The organism is Streptomyces sp. NPDC059787 (assembly GCF_042732315.1).
GTDB lineage: Bacteria > Actinomycetota > Actinomycetes > Streptomycetales > Streptomycetaceae > Streptomyces > Streptomyces atrovirens.
Window position 1 is genome coordinate 53,607 of the sequence record NZ_JBHWHX010000006.1, and the last position, 15,030, is coordinate 68,636.

Genomic DNA, 15,030 nt, shown 5'->3' on the forward strand with positions numbered 1-15,030 from the left:
CGAAAGTTTCGTGCCCCTACCGGTAACTTCGCGGCAACCTATGAGCAGTGGTAAGCGGTGTCAATGGGTGGTGCGTGGCGGAAATTCAAGAGGTCGCGGCGGCGACGGATCCGGTACGCACGGCTGTGGAAACGGGTCTTGATCTGTTAACGTCCCCAAAACTTTCTGGTGCGTTCCCGCAACGATCGGCCGTACTGCCCGTTCGACTCCGTTTCGACTCTGCGAGGTGCCCCGTGCCCGCGTTCGACCTGCCCCCGGCTGAACTGGAGCACTACCGACCGGAGATCGAGGAGCCCGCCGACTTCGACGCGTTCTGGGAGCACACGCTGAAGGAGGCGTCGGCCGAGGGGGACCCGCTGGTCTCGGTGAGGCCGGTGGTGAACGGGCTGCGGCTCACCGAGACCTGGGACGTGACGTTCCGCGGCTTCGCCGGCGACCCGGTGCGCGCCTGGTTCAGCCTTCCCGCGAACGTGACCGAACCCCTTCCGGCGGTGGTGGAGTTCGCGGGTTACGGACGCGGACGCGGCCTGCCGCACGAGCGGCTGACCTGGGTGAACGCCGGGTACGCGCATCTGCTGATGGACAACCGGGGCCAGGGCGACCAGTACGGCTGCGGCGGCGACACCCCCGACCCGCACGCCCTGGCGCCGGGCGGCCCCGGTCCGGCGGTCCGCGGTCTGCTCGACCCGAGGGACCACCACTACCGCCGGCTGATCACCGACGCGGTGCGCGCGGTGGCCGCCGTACGCGCGCTGCCGGGGGTGGACGCGGGCCGCGTCGCGGCCGTGGGCAACAGCCAGGGGGGAGGACTCGCGCTGGCCGTGGCGGGCCTCGTACCGGATCTGGCGGCGCTCCTGGTCACCGCCCCTCTGCTGTGCGGCATCCACCGCGCCCTGGACCTCACCGACGTGCCCCCGTACGGCGAGATCACCGCCTACCTCTCGGTGCACCGGGGCGCCGAGGAGGCCGCCTACCGCACCCTCTCCTACGTCGAGGGCGTGTCCTTCGCCCGGCGCGCGCACGCCCCGGCCCACTTCGGGGTCGGGCTGCGCGACACGGTCTGCCCGCCGAGCGGGGCGTACGCGGCGTTCAACCGGTACGCGGAACGCGCGGCCGGCGATCCGGCCAAGGTGCTCCACGCCTATCCCTTCAACGGGCACGAGGGCGGGGACGCGGTGCACGTACGGCGCCAACTGGGCTGGCTCGCTTCGCTGCTGGGTGGCTGACGGGGTGCGTGGGCGGCACCGATGACGACCGGACACGCCATCGGGGCCGCCCACGGGGCGGTTCAGCCGACCCGGCAGGGCAGGGTCGTCGTACTGTCACCGCCCGAGCCGGAGACCACATAGCCGAACGTCGCGCTCTCCCCCGGATCGAGGGAGCCGTTGTAGTCGGCGTTGTGGACCATCACGTCCTGGCCGTCGTAGGTGGCGTTGCCGCTCCACAGGCTGTCGACGCTCTGGCCCGCCGGGAGGGTCCAGTCGACCATCCAGCCCAGCATCGGCACGTCACCGCTGTTGGTGACGGTCACCTGGGACTGGTAGCCGCCGCTCCAGCTGCCCGTGGTGCTGCGGGTGGCGGTGCACTCCCCCGGAACGGGGTCGGGGTCGGTCGGGTCGCCGGGGTCCTTGACACCGGTCACCTCGCCGTTGCCGCCGTCGAAGACGACGTCCGAGCAGGAGTAGAAGGTCTCCTGGCTGTCCGAGCGCTGCCAGACCATGTAGATGATGTGCCGGCCGGACTTGCCCCCGGGGAGCTGTCCGCTCCAGCGGTAGTCGGCCTCGACGGTGCCCGGGGACCCGTTGAGCGGCGGGTGGTCGACGGAGAGGAAGGGCTCCTCCTCCATGTCGGCCCAGGTGAGGGTGCTCGTCGGGTCGAAGCCGTCCTTGGTGATGTACACGTGGAACCAGCCCGGGTGCGCGGCCCAGGCGTTGTAGGAGAAGTCGACGGTCGCGCCCGAGGTGAGGTGGGTGAGCGGCCAGTCGGCGCCGGGCGTGTCGAAGCCGGTGAAGTTGGTGTTCCCGCCGCTGCACAGCTGCCCGTCGGGCACGAAGCCGCGGGTGCGGCCGGCGCCGTCGGAGCGCAGGACGGAGAACCAGTTGTAGAAGGGGGTGGTGCCGCTGACCTGGGCGGCGGTCCTGCAGGCCGGGTTGACCGGCTTGATCTCACCGGTGTCGGTCAACGCGTCCTGCCAGCACAGGAAGGTGCGGCTGCCGGGCTTCATCGGCGTGCCGTGGGCTTCGGCCTCACCGCCCGCCGTCACGACCAGGCCGACGGCCGGGATGGTGGCGAGCAGGGAGACCAGGACGAGGAAGAGGGCTCGGGTGCGGGTGGGGAGCGCTGAGCGGGGAGCGGACCCGCTCCCCGGTCTTGTTGTGATCATGACACACCTGTCCGCGACTGTGGGGTTGACGGATCATGCAGGAGTGCGTGGAGGGGCGAGGTGGGAGTGTCCCAACGGCGGGTTCCGGTCCACCTGAGCATGGGAGCGCTCCCACCTCCCCGTGAGGGGAAGGTAGCGCGGGGCAGCGCGCTTGTAAACGGTTGCCGCACCGGGGAGTCGTACCGGTGGGTCAGTCCGGGGCGTCGATCAGCCGCTCGACGCGGTCACCGGCCGGCGCTCCTTCGCAGAGCCGGACCACCTGCGCCAACACGCCTTTCCCGCCGGGGACGTCGAGCGCGGACCGCACGATGCCCACCACGTCCTCCCGGAGCCGGATGCCCCTGAGATCGACCGGGCGGCCGATGTGGTCACCGAGCAGCGTCGCGAACAGGAGGCGGCCCTGGGGGTCCTCCATGCACGACAGCCCGCAGAGCGCCTCGACGAGTTCCAGCAGCAGGAACCGCTCCGGCGACGAGCCGCAGGCCGGTGAAGTGCCGGCCGGCTCCAGCCGCGCCCGCAGATCGTCGGCCGCGGCCTGCCCCTCGAAGAGGGCGACCGTCGACAGCAGGAGGCCCTCTCCGTCGTCCTGGTTCAGCGCCGTCCGTACGATCGCGACCACGTCCTCGCGCTGCCGGACACCCCGCAGATCGATCCGTCGGGACAGCCGCTCGCCCAGCACGGTCGCGAACTGGTGACGACTCCGCGCGTCCTCCATGCACATCAGGTGGGACAGCGCCCCGGTGAGGACGAGCAGCGGTGACACCGGGCTCGCGGGGGGTCCGGGCACCGACGGCCTCGCCTGATCGGGCGGCGTCGGCAGCGCCGGCCGTGCCGCCCGCGCCACCACGACCCGGCGTTCCAACTCGGCCCACATCAAGGGGTGTTGCGGCACAGGGGACTTCTGCAGTTCGTCGAACACGTAGTCGTACAGTTCGTGCACGCCGATCAGGCCGTCCCCGTCACGGTCCGCCTCACCGGTGCCGAGTCCCCTGATCACGGCCCTGGTGAACCGGGACGACTCCGACTCCGGCTCCGGGTCCAGTTCGGTGAGCCGCCCGTCCTCCCAGGCGTACTCGGTGCGGTTGGTCGCGGTGAGCACCGCGCGGCCGTGTCCCGCCAGTTCGTCACCGACGTGGACCGTGGTGTCGCCCTTGCCGCCGGCCAGGAAGGCGCCGCTGTAGCAGCAGTCCAGGAGCAGGACGATCGACCGGGCCCGGCAGGCGCGCATCCGCTCGTGCACGAACAGGGCGGGGACGGACGTGGAGGCGAGCAGCCGCCGGTCGGTGTCCCCGGCGGCGAAGTGCAGTTCGCCGCTGTCGTTCTTGAGACCGTGGCAGGAGACGTGCAGCAGGAGCAGGTCGTCCCGGCGGCGGTCGAGGAAGAAGTGCTCGATGGCCCGGGTCACTTCCCGATGGCTGCCGTCGACGACCATGCTCACCTCGAAGTCGCCGATCTCCGGGTCCTCGAGCACCTCCGCCAGCGCCTGGGCGTCGCCGGCGGGCGACCGCAGCCGCCGCAGCTCCTCGTTGTCGTACCGGCCCGTCGCGACGAGCAGGGCGTAGCGTCCCGCGGACACGGTCGTACGTCCCTCACTCACCCTGGCCGTCGGCCGGTTCCGCCTCGGGAGCGTGCGCGGCCAGGAAGGCGTCGACGATCCGCCGCTGGTCGGCGGAGGAGACGGCCTCGAGGTCCAGGCTGTCCTCGCCCAGGGTGACGTTGACCGTGCGCACCGGACGGTTCTCGATCCAGGTCCGCACCAGGTCGAGCACCGAGCGCAGCGCGATGGGGGCGAGGGTCACGGCGAGCGCGCCGACGGCGAGCGCGTCCACGGGTTTCGCTCCGTCGGGGACGTCCCCGGAGCGGACCGGTTCGACGTCGTCGACGTCCAGTTCGAGCAGCCGCTCGCGCAACCGGAGTGTGAGCCGGTCGAGTTCTTCCTGGTCGCTGTCCTGACCGCCGGTCAGGACAAGACGCATGCGTTCCGTGCGGCCCACCGCCACCCCCGTCATCCGGTGAGACCTCAGCGTACAACGGCGGCAACGGCGAGGGCCGTATCCCCGTCACCGGGGATACGGCCCTCGACTGCCCTGCCGGACCGCTTACTTGCGGATCAGGCTGCGCAGCACGTACTGCAGGATGCCGCCGTTGCGGTAGTAGTCGGCCTCACCGGGGGTGTCGATGCGGACGACCGCGTCGAACTCGACGCCCGTGTCGGTGGTGACCTTCACCGTGCGCGGGGTGGTGCCGTCGTTCAGCTCGGTGACGCCGGAGACGGAGAAGGACTCCTCGCCGGTCAGGCCGAGGGAGGACGCGGTCTGGCCCTCCGGGAACTGCAGCGGCAGGACGCCCATGCCGATGAGGTTCGAGCGGTGGATGCGCTCGTAGGACTCGGCGATGACGAACTTGACGCCGAGGAGGGCCGTGCCCTTGGCCGCCCAGTCGCGGGACGAACCGGAGCCGTACTCCTTGCCGGCCAGGACGACCAGCGGGGTGCCCTGCTCGATGTAGTTGCGGGAGGCGTCGTAGATGAACGACACCGGACCGCCGTCCTGCGTGAAGTCGCGGGTGTAGCCGCCCTCGGTGCCCGGCGCGATCTGGTTGCGCAGGCGGATGTTGGCGAACGTACCGCGGATCATGACCTCGTGGTTGCCGCGGCGCGAGCCGTAGCTGTTGAAGTCGCGGCGCTCGATGCCGTGCTCCGTGAGGTACTTGCCGGCCGGGGTGTCGGCCTTGATGGCACCGGCCGGGGAGATGTGGTCGGTGGTGACCGAGTCGCCCAGCTTGGCGAGCACGCGGGCGCCGGTGATGTCCTCGACCGGGGCCGGCTCCATGCCCATGCCCTCGAAGTACGGGGGCTTGCGCACGTAGGTGGACTCGCCGTCCCACTCGAAGGTGTCGCCGGTCGGGACGGGCAGCGCCTGCCACTGGGCGTCACCGGCGAAGACGTCGGCGTAGGACTTGGAGAACATGTCCTCGCCGATCGCGTTGGCGACGACGTCGTTGACCTCGGCCTCGGAGGGCCAGATGTCCTTCAGGTAGACCGGGTTGCCGTCGGTGTCGGTGCCGAGGGCCTCCTTGGTGATGTCCACCTTCATGGAGCCGGCGATCGCGTAGGCGACGACCAGCGGCGGGGACGCCAGGTAGTTCATCTTGACGTCGGGGTTGATCCGGCCCTCGAAGTTGCGGTTGCCGGAGAGCACCGAGGTGACGGCGAGGTCATGGTCGTTGACCGCCTTGGAGACCTCCTCCGGCAGCGGGCCGGAGTTGCCGATGCAGGTGGTGCAGCCGTAGCCGACGAGGTTGAAGCCGACCTTGTCGAGGTACGGGGTGAGGCCCGCCTTCTCGAAGTAGTCGGTGACGACCTTGGAGCCCGGGGCGAGGGTGGTCTTGACCCACGGCTTGCGGGTCAGGCCCTTCTCCACCGCCTTCTTGGCCACCAGGGCGGCGGCGACCATGACGTACGGGTTGGAGGTGTTGGTGCAGGAGGTGATGGCCGCGACCGTCACCGCGCCGTGGTCCAGCTCGTAGGTCGTGCCGTCGGCGGCGGTGACCTGGACCGGGTTGGACGGGGCGCCGTTCGGGATGGTGGACGGGGCGTCGGAGCCAGGGAAGGACTCCTTGCTGGCCTCGTACTCGTCGTTGACGTAGTTGCGGACGTCGACCTTGAACTGCTCGGCGGCGTTCGCGAGGACGATGCGGTCCTGCGGGCGCTTCGGGCCGGCGATCGACGGGACGACCGTGGACAGGTCCAGCTCGAGCTTCTCGGAGAAGTCCGGCTCGGCCTGCGGGTCCAGCCAGAGGCCCTGCTCCTTGGCGTACGCCTCGACCAGCGCGACCTGCTGGTCGCTGCGGCCGGTCAGGCGCATGTAGTTCAGGGTCTCGTCGTCGATCGGGAAGATCGCGGCGGTGGAGCCGAACTCCGGCGACATGTTGCCGATGGTGGCGCGGTTGGCGAGGCTCGTGGCCGCCACACCCTCGCCGTAGAACTCGACGAACTTGCCGACGACGCCGTGCTTGCGCAGCATCTCGGTGATGGTGAGCACGAGGTCGGTGGCGGTGGTGCCGGGCGTCAGCTCGCCGGTGAGCTTGAAGCCGACGACGCGCGGGATCAGCATGGAGACCGGCTGGCCGAGCATGGCGGCCTCGGCCTCGATGCCGCCGACGCCCCAGCCGAGGACGCCGAGGCCGTTGACCATGGTGGTGTGCGAGTCGGTGCCGACCAGGGTGTCGGGGTAGGCCTTGCCGTCACGGACCATGACGACACGGGCCAGGTGCTCGATGTTCACCTGGTGGACGATGCCGGTGCCGGGCGGGACGACCTTGAAGTCGTCGAAGGCGGTCTGGCCCCAGCGCAGGAACTGGTAGCGCTCGCGGTTGCGGCCGTACTCCAGGTCGACGTTCTGCTTGAAGGCGTCGTTGGTGCCGAACTTGTCGGCGATGACGGAGTGGTCGATGACCATCTCGGCCGGGGAGAGCGGGTTGATCTTGTTCGGGTCGCCGCCGAGCTCCTTGACGGCCTCGCGCATGGTGGCGAGGTCCACGACGCAGGGAACGCCGGTGAAGTCCTGCATGATCACGCGGGCCGGCGTGAACTGGATCTCCTGCGACGGCTGGGCCTGGGAGTCCCAGCCGCCCAGGGCGCGGATGTGGTCGGCGGTGATGTTCGCGCCGTCCTCGGTGCGGAGCAGGTTCTCCAGCAGCACCTTCAGGCTGTAGGGAAGGCGCGCGGAGCCCTCGACCTTGTCCAGCCGGAAGATCTCGTACGACTCGTCGCCCACCTGCAGCGTGCTGCGGGCGTCGAAGCTGTTCGCCGACACGACAGTCTCCTTCATTGATGTGCGCGTACCACCGCATCCTGCCGCCACGCCGCCCTGGCCTATCCGCTGAGGTAAGGCTAAGTTAGGTAGCCCTTACCAGGGTGGCGGCTGCGGTGCGCCTCGGCAGATATCTCGATGTCGAGATAACTCTAGTACACAAGGGCCGAATGGTCATGCCCGGGCCCGGTGCGCCCGGCCCGGTACGCCCGGTACGCCCGGCCCGGTGCGCCACCCCCACCCTCCGCCGCGCCGCGGTCCGGCGCCATCTTTGCGCCCGGACGGGGTAACCGACTGAGACGGAGTCAGTTCGGAACGGGAAGGGACACAGGAATGCCGCTCACGTTTCGCAAGAGCTTTCGGATCCTTCCGGGAGTACGGCTGAACATCAACAAACGGTCGTGGTCCATCACCACCGGCAGCAGGAACGGCCCCCGGTACACGCGCAGCAGTACGGGACGTCGTACGACATCGATGGATTTGCCCGGACCTTTCGGATGGCGCCGGACCCGCCAGACCCGCCGCACCAGGGGATACTGACGTCACATCACCCGACCATCACCCGAATGGACCCCCCAAGAGGCGCCATCTCATATCTGAGATAACCTCATCCTCATGTCAGACGACTACCTCGTACGCATCGGCAAGCTCATCCGTGACGCCCGGCAGCATCGCGGGTGGACGCAGGCTCAGCTCGCCGAGGCGCTCAACACCAGCCAGAGCGCCGTCAATCGGATCGAGCGCGGCAACCAGAACATCAGCCTTGAGATGATCGCCCGGATCGGTGAGGCCCTGGACAGCGAGATCGTCTCGCTGGGCTACGCCGGCCCGATGCACCTGCGCGTGGTGGGCGGCCGCCGGCTCTCCGGCGCCATCGACGTCAAGACGAGCAAGAACGCGTGCGTGGCACTGCTGTGCGCCTCCCTGCTCAACAAGGGGCGCACCGTGCTGCGCCGCGTCGCCCGCATCGAGGAGGTCTACCGCCTCCTGGAGGTGCTGAACTCCATCGGCGTACGCACCCGCTGGATCAACGACGGTGTCGACCTGGAGATCGTGCCGCCGGCCGAGCTGGACCTCGCGTCCATCGACGCGGACGCCGCCCGCCGCACCCGCTCCATCATCATGTTCCTCGGCCCGCTGCTGCACCGCCTGGACCGCTTCATGCTGCCGTACGCCGGCGGCTGCGACCTCGGTACGCGCACCGTCGAGCCGCACATGATCGCGCTGCGCCGGTTCGGCCTCGACATCGCCGCGACGGAGGGCCAGTACCACGCGGTGGTCGACCGCTCCGTCGCCCCCGACCGCCCGATCGTGCTGACCGAGCGCGGGGACACCGTCACCGAGAACGCGCTGCTGGCCGCCGCCCGGCACGACGGCACCACCGTCATCCGCAACGCCTCCTCCAACTACATGGTCCAGGACCTGTGCTTCTTCCTGGAGGCGCTGGGCGTCAAGGTCGACGGCATCGGCACCACCACCCTCACCGTGCACGGCGTGCCCACCATCGACGTCGACGTGGACTACTCCCCCTCCGAGGACCCGGTCGAGGCGATGAGCCTGGTGGCCGCGGCCGTGGTGACGGAGTCGGAGCTGACGGTCCGCCGGGTCCCCATCGAGTTCCTGGAGATCGAGCTGGCGGTCCTGGAGGAGATGGGCCTCGACCACGACCGCACACCGGAGTACTTCGCCGACAACGGCCGTACGCGCCTGGTGGACCTCACCGTCCGCCCCTCCAAGCTGGAGGCGCCGATCGACAAGATCCACCCGATGCCGTTCCCGGGCCTGAACATCGACAACGTCCCGTTCTTCGCGGCGATCGCGGCGGTGGCCCAGGGCAAGACCCTCATCCACGACTGGGTCTACGACAACCGCGCCATCTACCTGACCGACCTCAACCGCCTCGGCGGCCGCCTCCAGCTCCTCGACCCGCACCGCGTCCTGGTCGAGGGCCCGACCCGCTGGCGCGCCGCGGAGATGATGTGCCCGCCGGCGCTGCGCCCGGCCGTGGTGGTCCTGCTGGCGATGATGGCGGCGGAGGGCACGTCGGTCCTGCGCAACGTGTACGTCATCAACCGCGGATACGAGGACCTGGCGGAGCGGCTGAACTCGATCGGGGCGCAGATCGAGATCTTCCGGGACATCTGAAAGCTCTAGGAAGAAGCAGCGCGAATCCCCTCCTGACCTGCACTGACGCGGGACAGGGGGAGGTCTCCGGACAGCCCTGGGACTTTTCTGGGACTTCTGGCCGGGCTCGGAGTCTTCGAGTGACACGCACGTCACGTGATCTGTCATCGCGAAACATGCAGGACCGAAACACGTGAAAGAAGTCGCAGGTCAGCGCCTCGCGCAAAACCAGGCGGTCGACCGTCTCGTCGGTCACGGCGGGCAGGGCAGGGGTCATGGTCCTCTTGTCTTTCGTGGGTCCCGGGCGCCGGTCCGGGCACGGCACGGTGACCGGCGGCGGACGCACGGGGGAGGGAGAGATCCCGTCGCGCGGTGGCGCGGACGGAATCCGCCGCCGCGCGAAGGGCGGTGGCGGTGATCCGGCTGTCAGGCGACAGCGGCCTCCCCGGGAGGACCCCGGGTGGTGAGGACGTGCACGAGCAGAAGCTGCCGCAGCCGCCACCTCCGGCGCGGAGCCCGGCCGGAGAGTGTCGGCCGCCTGCAGCGCCTCGGCGCGGAAACCTCCGCTGGTCAGTAACCCAAAGGCCCGCACGCCCAGCCGAGCGCGCAGGAAGCCCCCGCGAGTCACGTCCTCGCGGGGGCTTCCCTCATTCCGCCTGCCGCCGCGAAGGGTGAGAAGACGATCACGAGGCAGGACGCTTCAGAGGCTCAGGGGTTCAGCAGCAGCACGTCGGCGCGGGCCTTGGCGGCCTCGTAACGCTTCGCCACGTCCTGCCAGTTGACGACGGCCCACATGGCGTCGATGAAGTCGACCTTCTGGTTCTTGTACTGCAGGTAGAAGGCGTGCTCCCAGGCGTCGAAGACCAGGATCGGCACGGAACCCTGGCCGACGTTGCCCTGGTGGTCGTAGACCTGCTCGACGATCAGCCGGCCGCTCAGCGGCTCGTAGGCCAGCACGCCCCAGCCGGAGCCCTGGGTGGTCGCGGCGGCCTTGGTGAGCTGCGCCTTGAAGCCGGCGAAGGAGCCGAACGACTCGGCGATCGCGTCCGCGAGCTCGCCCACGCCGTCCTTCTCCAGCGGCTCACCGCCGCCGTCGCCCGTCATGTTGTGCCAGTAGATCGAGTGCAGGATGTGCCCGGAGAGGTGGAAGGCCAGGTTCTTCTCCAGACCGTTGATCGAGCCCCACTGCTCCTTGTCCCGCGCCTCCGCGAGCTGCTCCAGCGTGTCGTTGGCCCCCTTGACGTACGCCGCGTGGTGCTTGTCGTGGTGCAGCTCGATGATCTGCGGGTTGATGACCGGCTCGAGCTCCGAGTAGTCGTAGGGAAGCTCCGGGAGCGTGTACACCGCCATGTCCAACATCCTCCGACGTTATTGCCACTGATGTGCAACTGCACGCTAACAGCAGCAGCGGTGATTGTTGATCAGGCATTGGTCCTAGGCCCGGTGTCGCACAGCCTACTGCTTCCGCCAGTCTTTTGCTGTTGCGAGTGATGCGCAATAGTCTGCCGGAGACTGTGGCCGTCGTACAACGGCAGATGGGGACAGCCTCTCCGGGCCAGCGTCCTCCGCCTGCCCTGGAGAGGCAGTGGTGTGGACCGGAACGCGCGGGCAGTGCACGACGACATGACAGAGCTGCCGGATCCCCGTTCGCTGCTGCGGCGGCACGGCCTGCGCTGCACGCACGGCCGGCTGAGGATCCTGGCCCTGCTGCGCGAATCGGGGCAGCACCTCACCGCCACGGAGATCCACGCCCGCCTGGAGCACACGGGCGAAGGCCACCACTCCACCACGGTGTACCGCTCCCTGGAGACCCTGACCGCGCTCGGCGTGGTCCACGCGGTGCCGGGGCCGGGACCCACGCGGTACGGCATCACCGACGAGCCGCACCACCACACCGTGTGTCAGCGGTGCGGCCACGTCTCCGACCTGGCCAGCGCCCCTCTGGTGGACGCGGTGAGCCGGATCGAGGAACTGACCGGGCTGCGTCCCGGGATGTCGGGTTCGCTGCTGGTCTACGGCCTGTGCTCCGGCTGCGCCGCCTGAGTCCTCAGTCCTCGCCCTCCAGGTCGCCTTCCGTCTCCAGGTACACCTGGCGGAGTGCTTCCAGGACCGAGGGATCCGGTTTCTCCCACATTCCCCGGGACTCCGCCTCCAGCAAGCGCTCGGCGATCCCGTGCAGCGCCCAGGGATTGGCCTCCTGGAGGAACTCGCGGTTGGCCGGGTCCAGGACGTAGGTCTCGGTCAGCTTGTCGTACATCCAGTCGGCCATGACGCCCGTGGTGGCGTCGTAGCCGAAGAGGTAGTCGACGGTGGCGGCCAGCTCGAAGGCGCCCTTGTAGCCGTGGCGGCGCATCGCCTCGATCCACTTGGGGTTGACCACGCGGGCGCGGAAGACGCGGGAGGTCTCCTCGACCAGGGTGCGGGTGCGGACCGTCTCGGGGCGGGTGGAGTCGCCGATGTACGCCTCGGGGGCCGTGCCGCGCAGGGCGCGGACGGTGGCGACCATGCCGCCGTGGTACTGGAAGTAGTCGTCGGAGTCGGCGATGTCGTGCTCGCGGGTGTCGGTGTTCTTCGCGGCGACCGCGATGCGCTTGTACGCCGACTCCATCTCGTCGCGGGCCGGACGGCCGTCGAGTTCACGGCCATAGGCGTAGCCGCCCCAGACGGTGTAGACCTCGGCGAGGTCGGCGTCGGTGCGCCAGTCGCGGGAGTCGATGAGCTGGAGCAGTCCGGCACCGTAGGTGCCGGGGCGGGAGCCGAAGATGCGGGTGGTGGCCCGGCGTTCGTCGCCGTGTTCGGCGAGGTCGGCCTGCACGTGGGCGCGGACGCGGTTGGCCTCGGCGGGTTCCTCCAGCGAGGCGGCCAGGCGCACCGCGTCGTCGAGCAGGCCGACGGTGTGCGGGAACGCGTCGCGGAAGAAGCCCGAGATGCGCAGGGTGACGTCGATGCGGGGGCGGCCCAGTTCCTCGTACGGGATGGGTTCGAGGCCGGTGACGCGACGGGAGGCGTCGTCCCAGACGGGGCGGACGCCGAGCAGGGCGAGGGCCTCCGCGACGTCGTCGCCGGCGGTGCGCATGGCGCTCGTGCCCCACAGGGACAGGCCGACGGAGGCGGGCCAGTCGCCGTTGTCGGTGCGGTAGCGCTCCAGGAGGCTGTCGGCGAGGGCCTGGCCGGTCTCCCAGGCGAGGCGGGAGGGGACGGCCTTGGGGTCGACGGAGTAGAAGTTGCGGCCGGTCGGCAGGACGTTGACCAGGCCGCGCAGCGGCGATCCGGAGGGGCCGGCGGGGACGAAGCCGCCGTTCAGGGCGTGGACGGCGTGGTCGATCTCGGCGGTGGTGGCGGCGAGGCGTGGGACGACCTCGCGGGCCGCGAACTCCAGGATCGCGGCCACCTGTTCGCCGTGCGCGGTGGGTACGGCGGCCGGGTCCCAGTCGGTGTCCTCCATCGCCTGGACCAGGGCGCGGGCCCGCTCCTCCGCTTCGTCGGCCGTGGTGCGGGTGGCGGCGGACTCGTCCAGACCGAGGGCCTCGCGCAGGCCGGGCAGGGCGGTGGCGCCGCCCCAGATCTGGCGGGCGCGCAGGATGGCGAGGACGAGGTTGACGCGGTCGGCGCCGGTGGGCGGGTTGCCGAGGACGTGCAGGCCGTCGCGGATCTGGGCGTCCTTGACCTCGCAGAGCCAGCCGTCGACGTGGAGGATCATGTCGTCGAAGCCCTCGTCGTCGGGACGGTCGTCCAGGCCGAGGTCGTGGTCGAGCCTGGCGGCCTGGATCAGGGTCCAGATCTGGGCGCGGATCGCCGGGAGCTTGGCCGGGTCCATGGCCGCGATCTGGGCGTACTCGTCGAGGAGTTGTTCCAGGCGGGCGATGTCGCCGTAGGAGTCGGCCCGGGCCATCGGTGGGACGAGGTGGTCGATGAGCGTGGCGTGGACCCGGCGCTTGGCCTGGGTCCCCTCGCCGGGGTCGTTGACGAGGAACGGGTAGATCAGCGGCAGGTCACCGAGGGCGGCGTCGGGGCCGCAGGCCGCGGACAGGCCGGCGTTCTTGCCGGGCAGCCATTCCAGATTGCCGTGCTTGCCCAGGTGGATCATCGCGTCCGCGCCGAAGCCGCCGTCCTCGGTGCGGGCGGCGATCCAGCGGTAGGCGGCGAGGTAGTGGTGGGACGGCGGCAGGTCGGGGTCGTGGTAGATGGCGATGGGGTTCTCGCCGAAGCCGCGCGGGGGCTGGATGAGGATCAACAGGTTGCCGTGGCGCAGGGCGGCCAGGACGATGTCGCCCTCGGGGTTGCGGCTGCGGTCGACGAACATCTCGCCCGGGGGCGGGCCCCAGTGCTCCTCGACGGACGCGCGCAGGTCCTTCGGGAGGGTCGCGTACCAGCGCTTGTAGTCGGCGGCCGGTACGCGCACCGGGTTGCGGGCGAGCTGCTCCTCCGTCAGCCAGTCCTGGTCGTGGCCGCCCGCCTCGATGAGCGCGCGGATCAGCTCGTCGCCGTCGCCGGAGACGAGGCCCGGGACCTCGCCGCCGGTGCCGAAGTCGTATCCCTCCTCGCGCAGCCGGCGCAGCAGGGCGACGGCGCTGGCGGGGGTGTCGAGGCCGACCGCGTTGCCGATACGGGAGTGCTTGGTCGGGTAGGCGGACAGGACCAGCGCGAGGCGCTTGTCGGCGGCCGGGATGTGCCGCAGGCGGGCGTGGCGCACGGCGATGCCGGCGACGCGGGCGGCGCGCTCGGGGTCCGCGACGTAGGCGGGGAGGCCGTCGGCGTCGATTTCCTTGAAGGAGAACGGGACGGTGATCAGGCGGCCGTCGAACTCGGGCACGGCGATCTGGCTGGCCGCGTCGAGCGGGGAGACGCCCTCGTCGTTCTCCTCCCAGGCGGCGCGGGATCCGGTCAGGCACAGGGCCTGGAGGATGGGGACGTCCAGGGCGGTGAGCGCGCCCGCGTCCCAGGACTCGTCGTCGCCGCCGGCGGAGGCTTCGGCGGGCTTGGTGCCGCCGGCCGCGAGGACCGTGGTGACGATGGCGTCGGCCGCGCGCAGCTCGGCGATCAGCTCGGGCTCGGGGGCGCGCAGGGAGGCCACGTAGAGGGGCAGGGGGCGACCGCCGGCGGTCTCCACGGCATCGCACAGCGCGTGCACGAAGGCGGTGTTGCCGCTCATGTGGTGGGCGCGGTAGTAGAGCACGGCCACCGTCGGGCCGTCCCCGCCGCCCGGTTCGCGCTCCAGCGGGCCCCAGGTCGGTGCGGGGGCGGGCGCCTCGAAGCCGTGGCCGGTGAGCAGGACGGTGTCGGACAGGAAGCGGGCGAGCTGCTCCAGGTTGGCCGGGCCGCCGTGGGCGAGGTAGGCGTGCGCCTCGGCGGCGATGCCGACGGGGACGGTGGAGGCGGCCATCAGCTGGGCGTCGGGGGCCTGTTCGCCGGTGAGGACGACGACCGGGCGGCCGTCGGCGAGCAACAGGTCCAGGCCCTCCTCCCAGGCGCGCAGCCCGCCGAGGAGGCGTACGACGACCATGCCGACGCCGTCGAGGAGCGCGGGCAGGTCGTCCAGCGGGAGACGGGAGGGGTTGGCGAAGCGGTAGGGCACCGGGCCGCCGGCCGCGCGGGCGCTGAGCAGGTCGGTGTCGGACGTCGACAGGAGCAGGATGCGGGGGGAGACGAGGGGACCCCCGGACGATGGCAGCATGCGGCGTCTGGCCTTCCTCGGGGTCCGCGCCCCGG

The 15,030-nt window shown here is 70.5% G+C and carries 10 protein-coding genes; 4 read left to right on the forward strand and 6 right to left on the reverse strand.

Translation table 11 applies throughout. The annotated features are described in order from the left end of the window. Nucleotides 1-233: 233 nt before the first annotated feature. Entirely contained in the window at nucleotides 234-1,226 is a 993-nt protein-coding gene (locus ACFV5H_RS07670) for an acetylxylan esterase (protein WP_385193376.1), read from the forward strand. A gap of 62 nt (nucleotides 1,227-1,288) precedes the next feature. Here the strand turns inward: ACFV5H_RS07670 and ACFV5H_RS07675 are convergent, their stop codons facing one another. From ACFV5H_RS07675 to acnA, 4 genes are all read right to left on the reverse strand, one after another. After that, nucleotides 1,289-2,383: a lytic polysaccharide monooxygenase gene (locus ACFV5H_RS07675; RefSeq protein ID WP_385048532.1), complete on the reverse strand. Its 1,095-nt coding sequence runs from the start codon at nucleotides 2,381-2,383 to the stop codon at nucleotides 1,289-1,291. A 190-nt stretch (nucleotides 2,384-2,573) separates the two neighbouring features. Next, nucleotides 2,574-3,959: a caspase family protein gene (locus ACFV5H_RS07680; protein ID WP_385193378.1), complete on the reverse strand. Its 1,386-nt coding sequence runs from the start codon at nucleotides 3,957-3,959 to the stop codon at nucleotides 2,574-2,576. A 13-nt stretch (nucleotides 3,960-3,972) separates the two neighbouring features. Beyond that, nucleotides 3,973-4,359: a hypothetical protein gene (locus ACFV5H_RS07685; protein WP_385048527.1), complete on the reverse strand. Its 387-nt coding sequence runs from the start codon at nucleotides 4,357-4,359 to the stop codon at nucleotides 3,973-3,975. Between the two features lie 123 nt (nucleotides 4,360-4,482). Continuing rightward, the gene (acnA, locus tag ACFV5H_RS07690) at nucleotides 4,483-7,200 is read right to left on the reverse strand and encodes an aconitate hydratase AcnA (protein ID WP_385048524.1); all 2,718 of its coding nucleotides are present in this window, start codon (nucleotides 7,198-7,200) and stop codon (nucleotides 4,483-4,485) included. Nucleotides 7,201-7,530: 330 nt separating this feature from the next. Between acnA and ACFV5H_RS07695 the strand changes: the two genes are divergently transcribed. Together ACFV5H_RS07695 and ACFV5H_RS07700 are read left to right on the forward strand one after the other, a co-directional pair. Beyond that, nucleotides 7,531-7,737, forward strand: a complete 207-nt coding sequence (locus tag ACFV5H_RS07695; RefSeq protein ID WP_385048520.1) for a DUF4236 domain-containing protein — start codon at nucleotides 7,531-7,533, stop codon at nucleotides 7,735-7,737. A gap of 75 nt (nucleotides 7,738-7,812) precedes the next feature. Then, nucleotides 7,813-9,342 (forward strand): UDP-N-acetylglucosamine 1-carboxyvinyltransferase, encoded by a 1,530-nt coding sequence (locus ACFV5H_RS07700; protein ID WP_073930877.1) that lies wholly within the window; start codon nucleotides 7,813-7,815, stop codon nucleotides 9,340-9,342. Nucleotides 9,343-10,029: 687 nt separating this feature from the next. Here the strand turns inward: ACFV5H_RS07700 and ACFV5H_RS07705 are convergent. Continuing rightward, nucleotides 10,030-10,671 carry a superoxide dismutase gene (locus tag ACFV5H_RS07705; RefSeq protein WP_385193381.1) on the reverse strand — a complete coding sequence of 214 codons (642 nt, stop codon included), beginning with the start codon at nucleotides 10,669-10,671 and terminating at the stop codon, nucleotides 10,030-10,032. Nucleotides 10,672-10,944: 273 nt separating this feature from the next. Between ACFV5H_RS07705 and ACFV5H_RS07710 the strand changes: the two genes are divergently transcribed. Beyond that, nucleotides 10,945-11,364: a Fur family transcriptional regulator gene (locus tag ACFV5H_RS07710; RefSeq protein WP_385058185.1), complete on the forward strand. Its 420-nt coding sequence runs from the start codon at nucleotides 10,945-10,947 to the stop codon at nucleotides 11,362-11,364. 4 nt (nucleotides 11,365-11,368) lie between these two features. Here the strand turns inward: ACFV5H_RS07710 and cobN are convergent, their stop codons facing one another. Beyond that, nucleotides 11,369-14,995, reverse strand: a complete 3,627-nt coding sequence (cobN, locus tag ACFV5H_RS07715; RefSeq protein WP_385058184.1) for a cobaltochelatase subunit CobN — start codon at nucleotides 14,993-14,995, stop codon at nucleotides 11,369-11,371. Between the last annotated feature and the right edge of the window lie 35 nt (nucleotides 14,996-15,030).

What these genes read in the sequence shown, in the direction of transcription:
- ACFV5H_RS07675 (WP_385048532.1), bottom strand. Translation starts at nt 2,383, where the DNA reads ATGATCACAACAAGACCGGGGAGCGGGTCCGCTCCCCGCTCAGCGCTC.
- ACFV5H_RS07685 (WP_385048527.1), bottom strand. Translation starts at nt 4,359, where the DNA reads ATGCGTCTTGTCCTGACCGGCGGTCAGGACAGCGACCAGGAAGAACTC.
- ACFV5H_RS07695 (WP_385048520.1), top strand. Translation starts at nt 7,531, where the DNA reads ATGCCGCTCACGTTTCGCAAGAGCTTTCGGATCCTTCCGGGAGTACGG.
- ACFV5H_RS07700 (WP_073930877.1), top strand. Translation starts at nt 7,813, where the DNA reads ATGTCAGACGACTACCTCGTACGCATCGGCAAGCTCATCCGTGACGCC.
- ACFV5H_RS07705 (WP_385193381.1), bottom strand. Translation starts at nt 10,671, where the DNA reads ATGGCGGTGTACACGCTCCCGGAGCTTCCCTACGACTACTCGGAGCTC.
- ACFV5H_RS07710 (WP_385058185.1), top strand. Translation starts at nt 10,945, where the DNA reads ATGACAGAGCTGCCGGATCCCCGTTCGCTGCTGCGGCGGCACGGCCTG.
- cobN (WP_385058184.1), bottom strand. Translation starts at nt 14,995, where the DNA reads ATGCTGCCATCGTCCGGGGGTCCCCTCGTCTCCCCCCGCATCCTGCTC.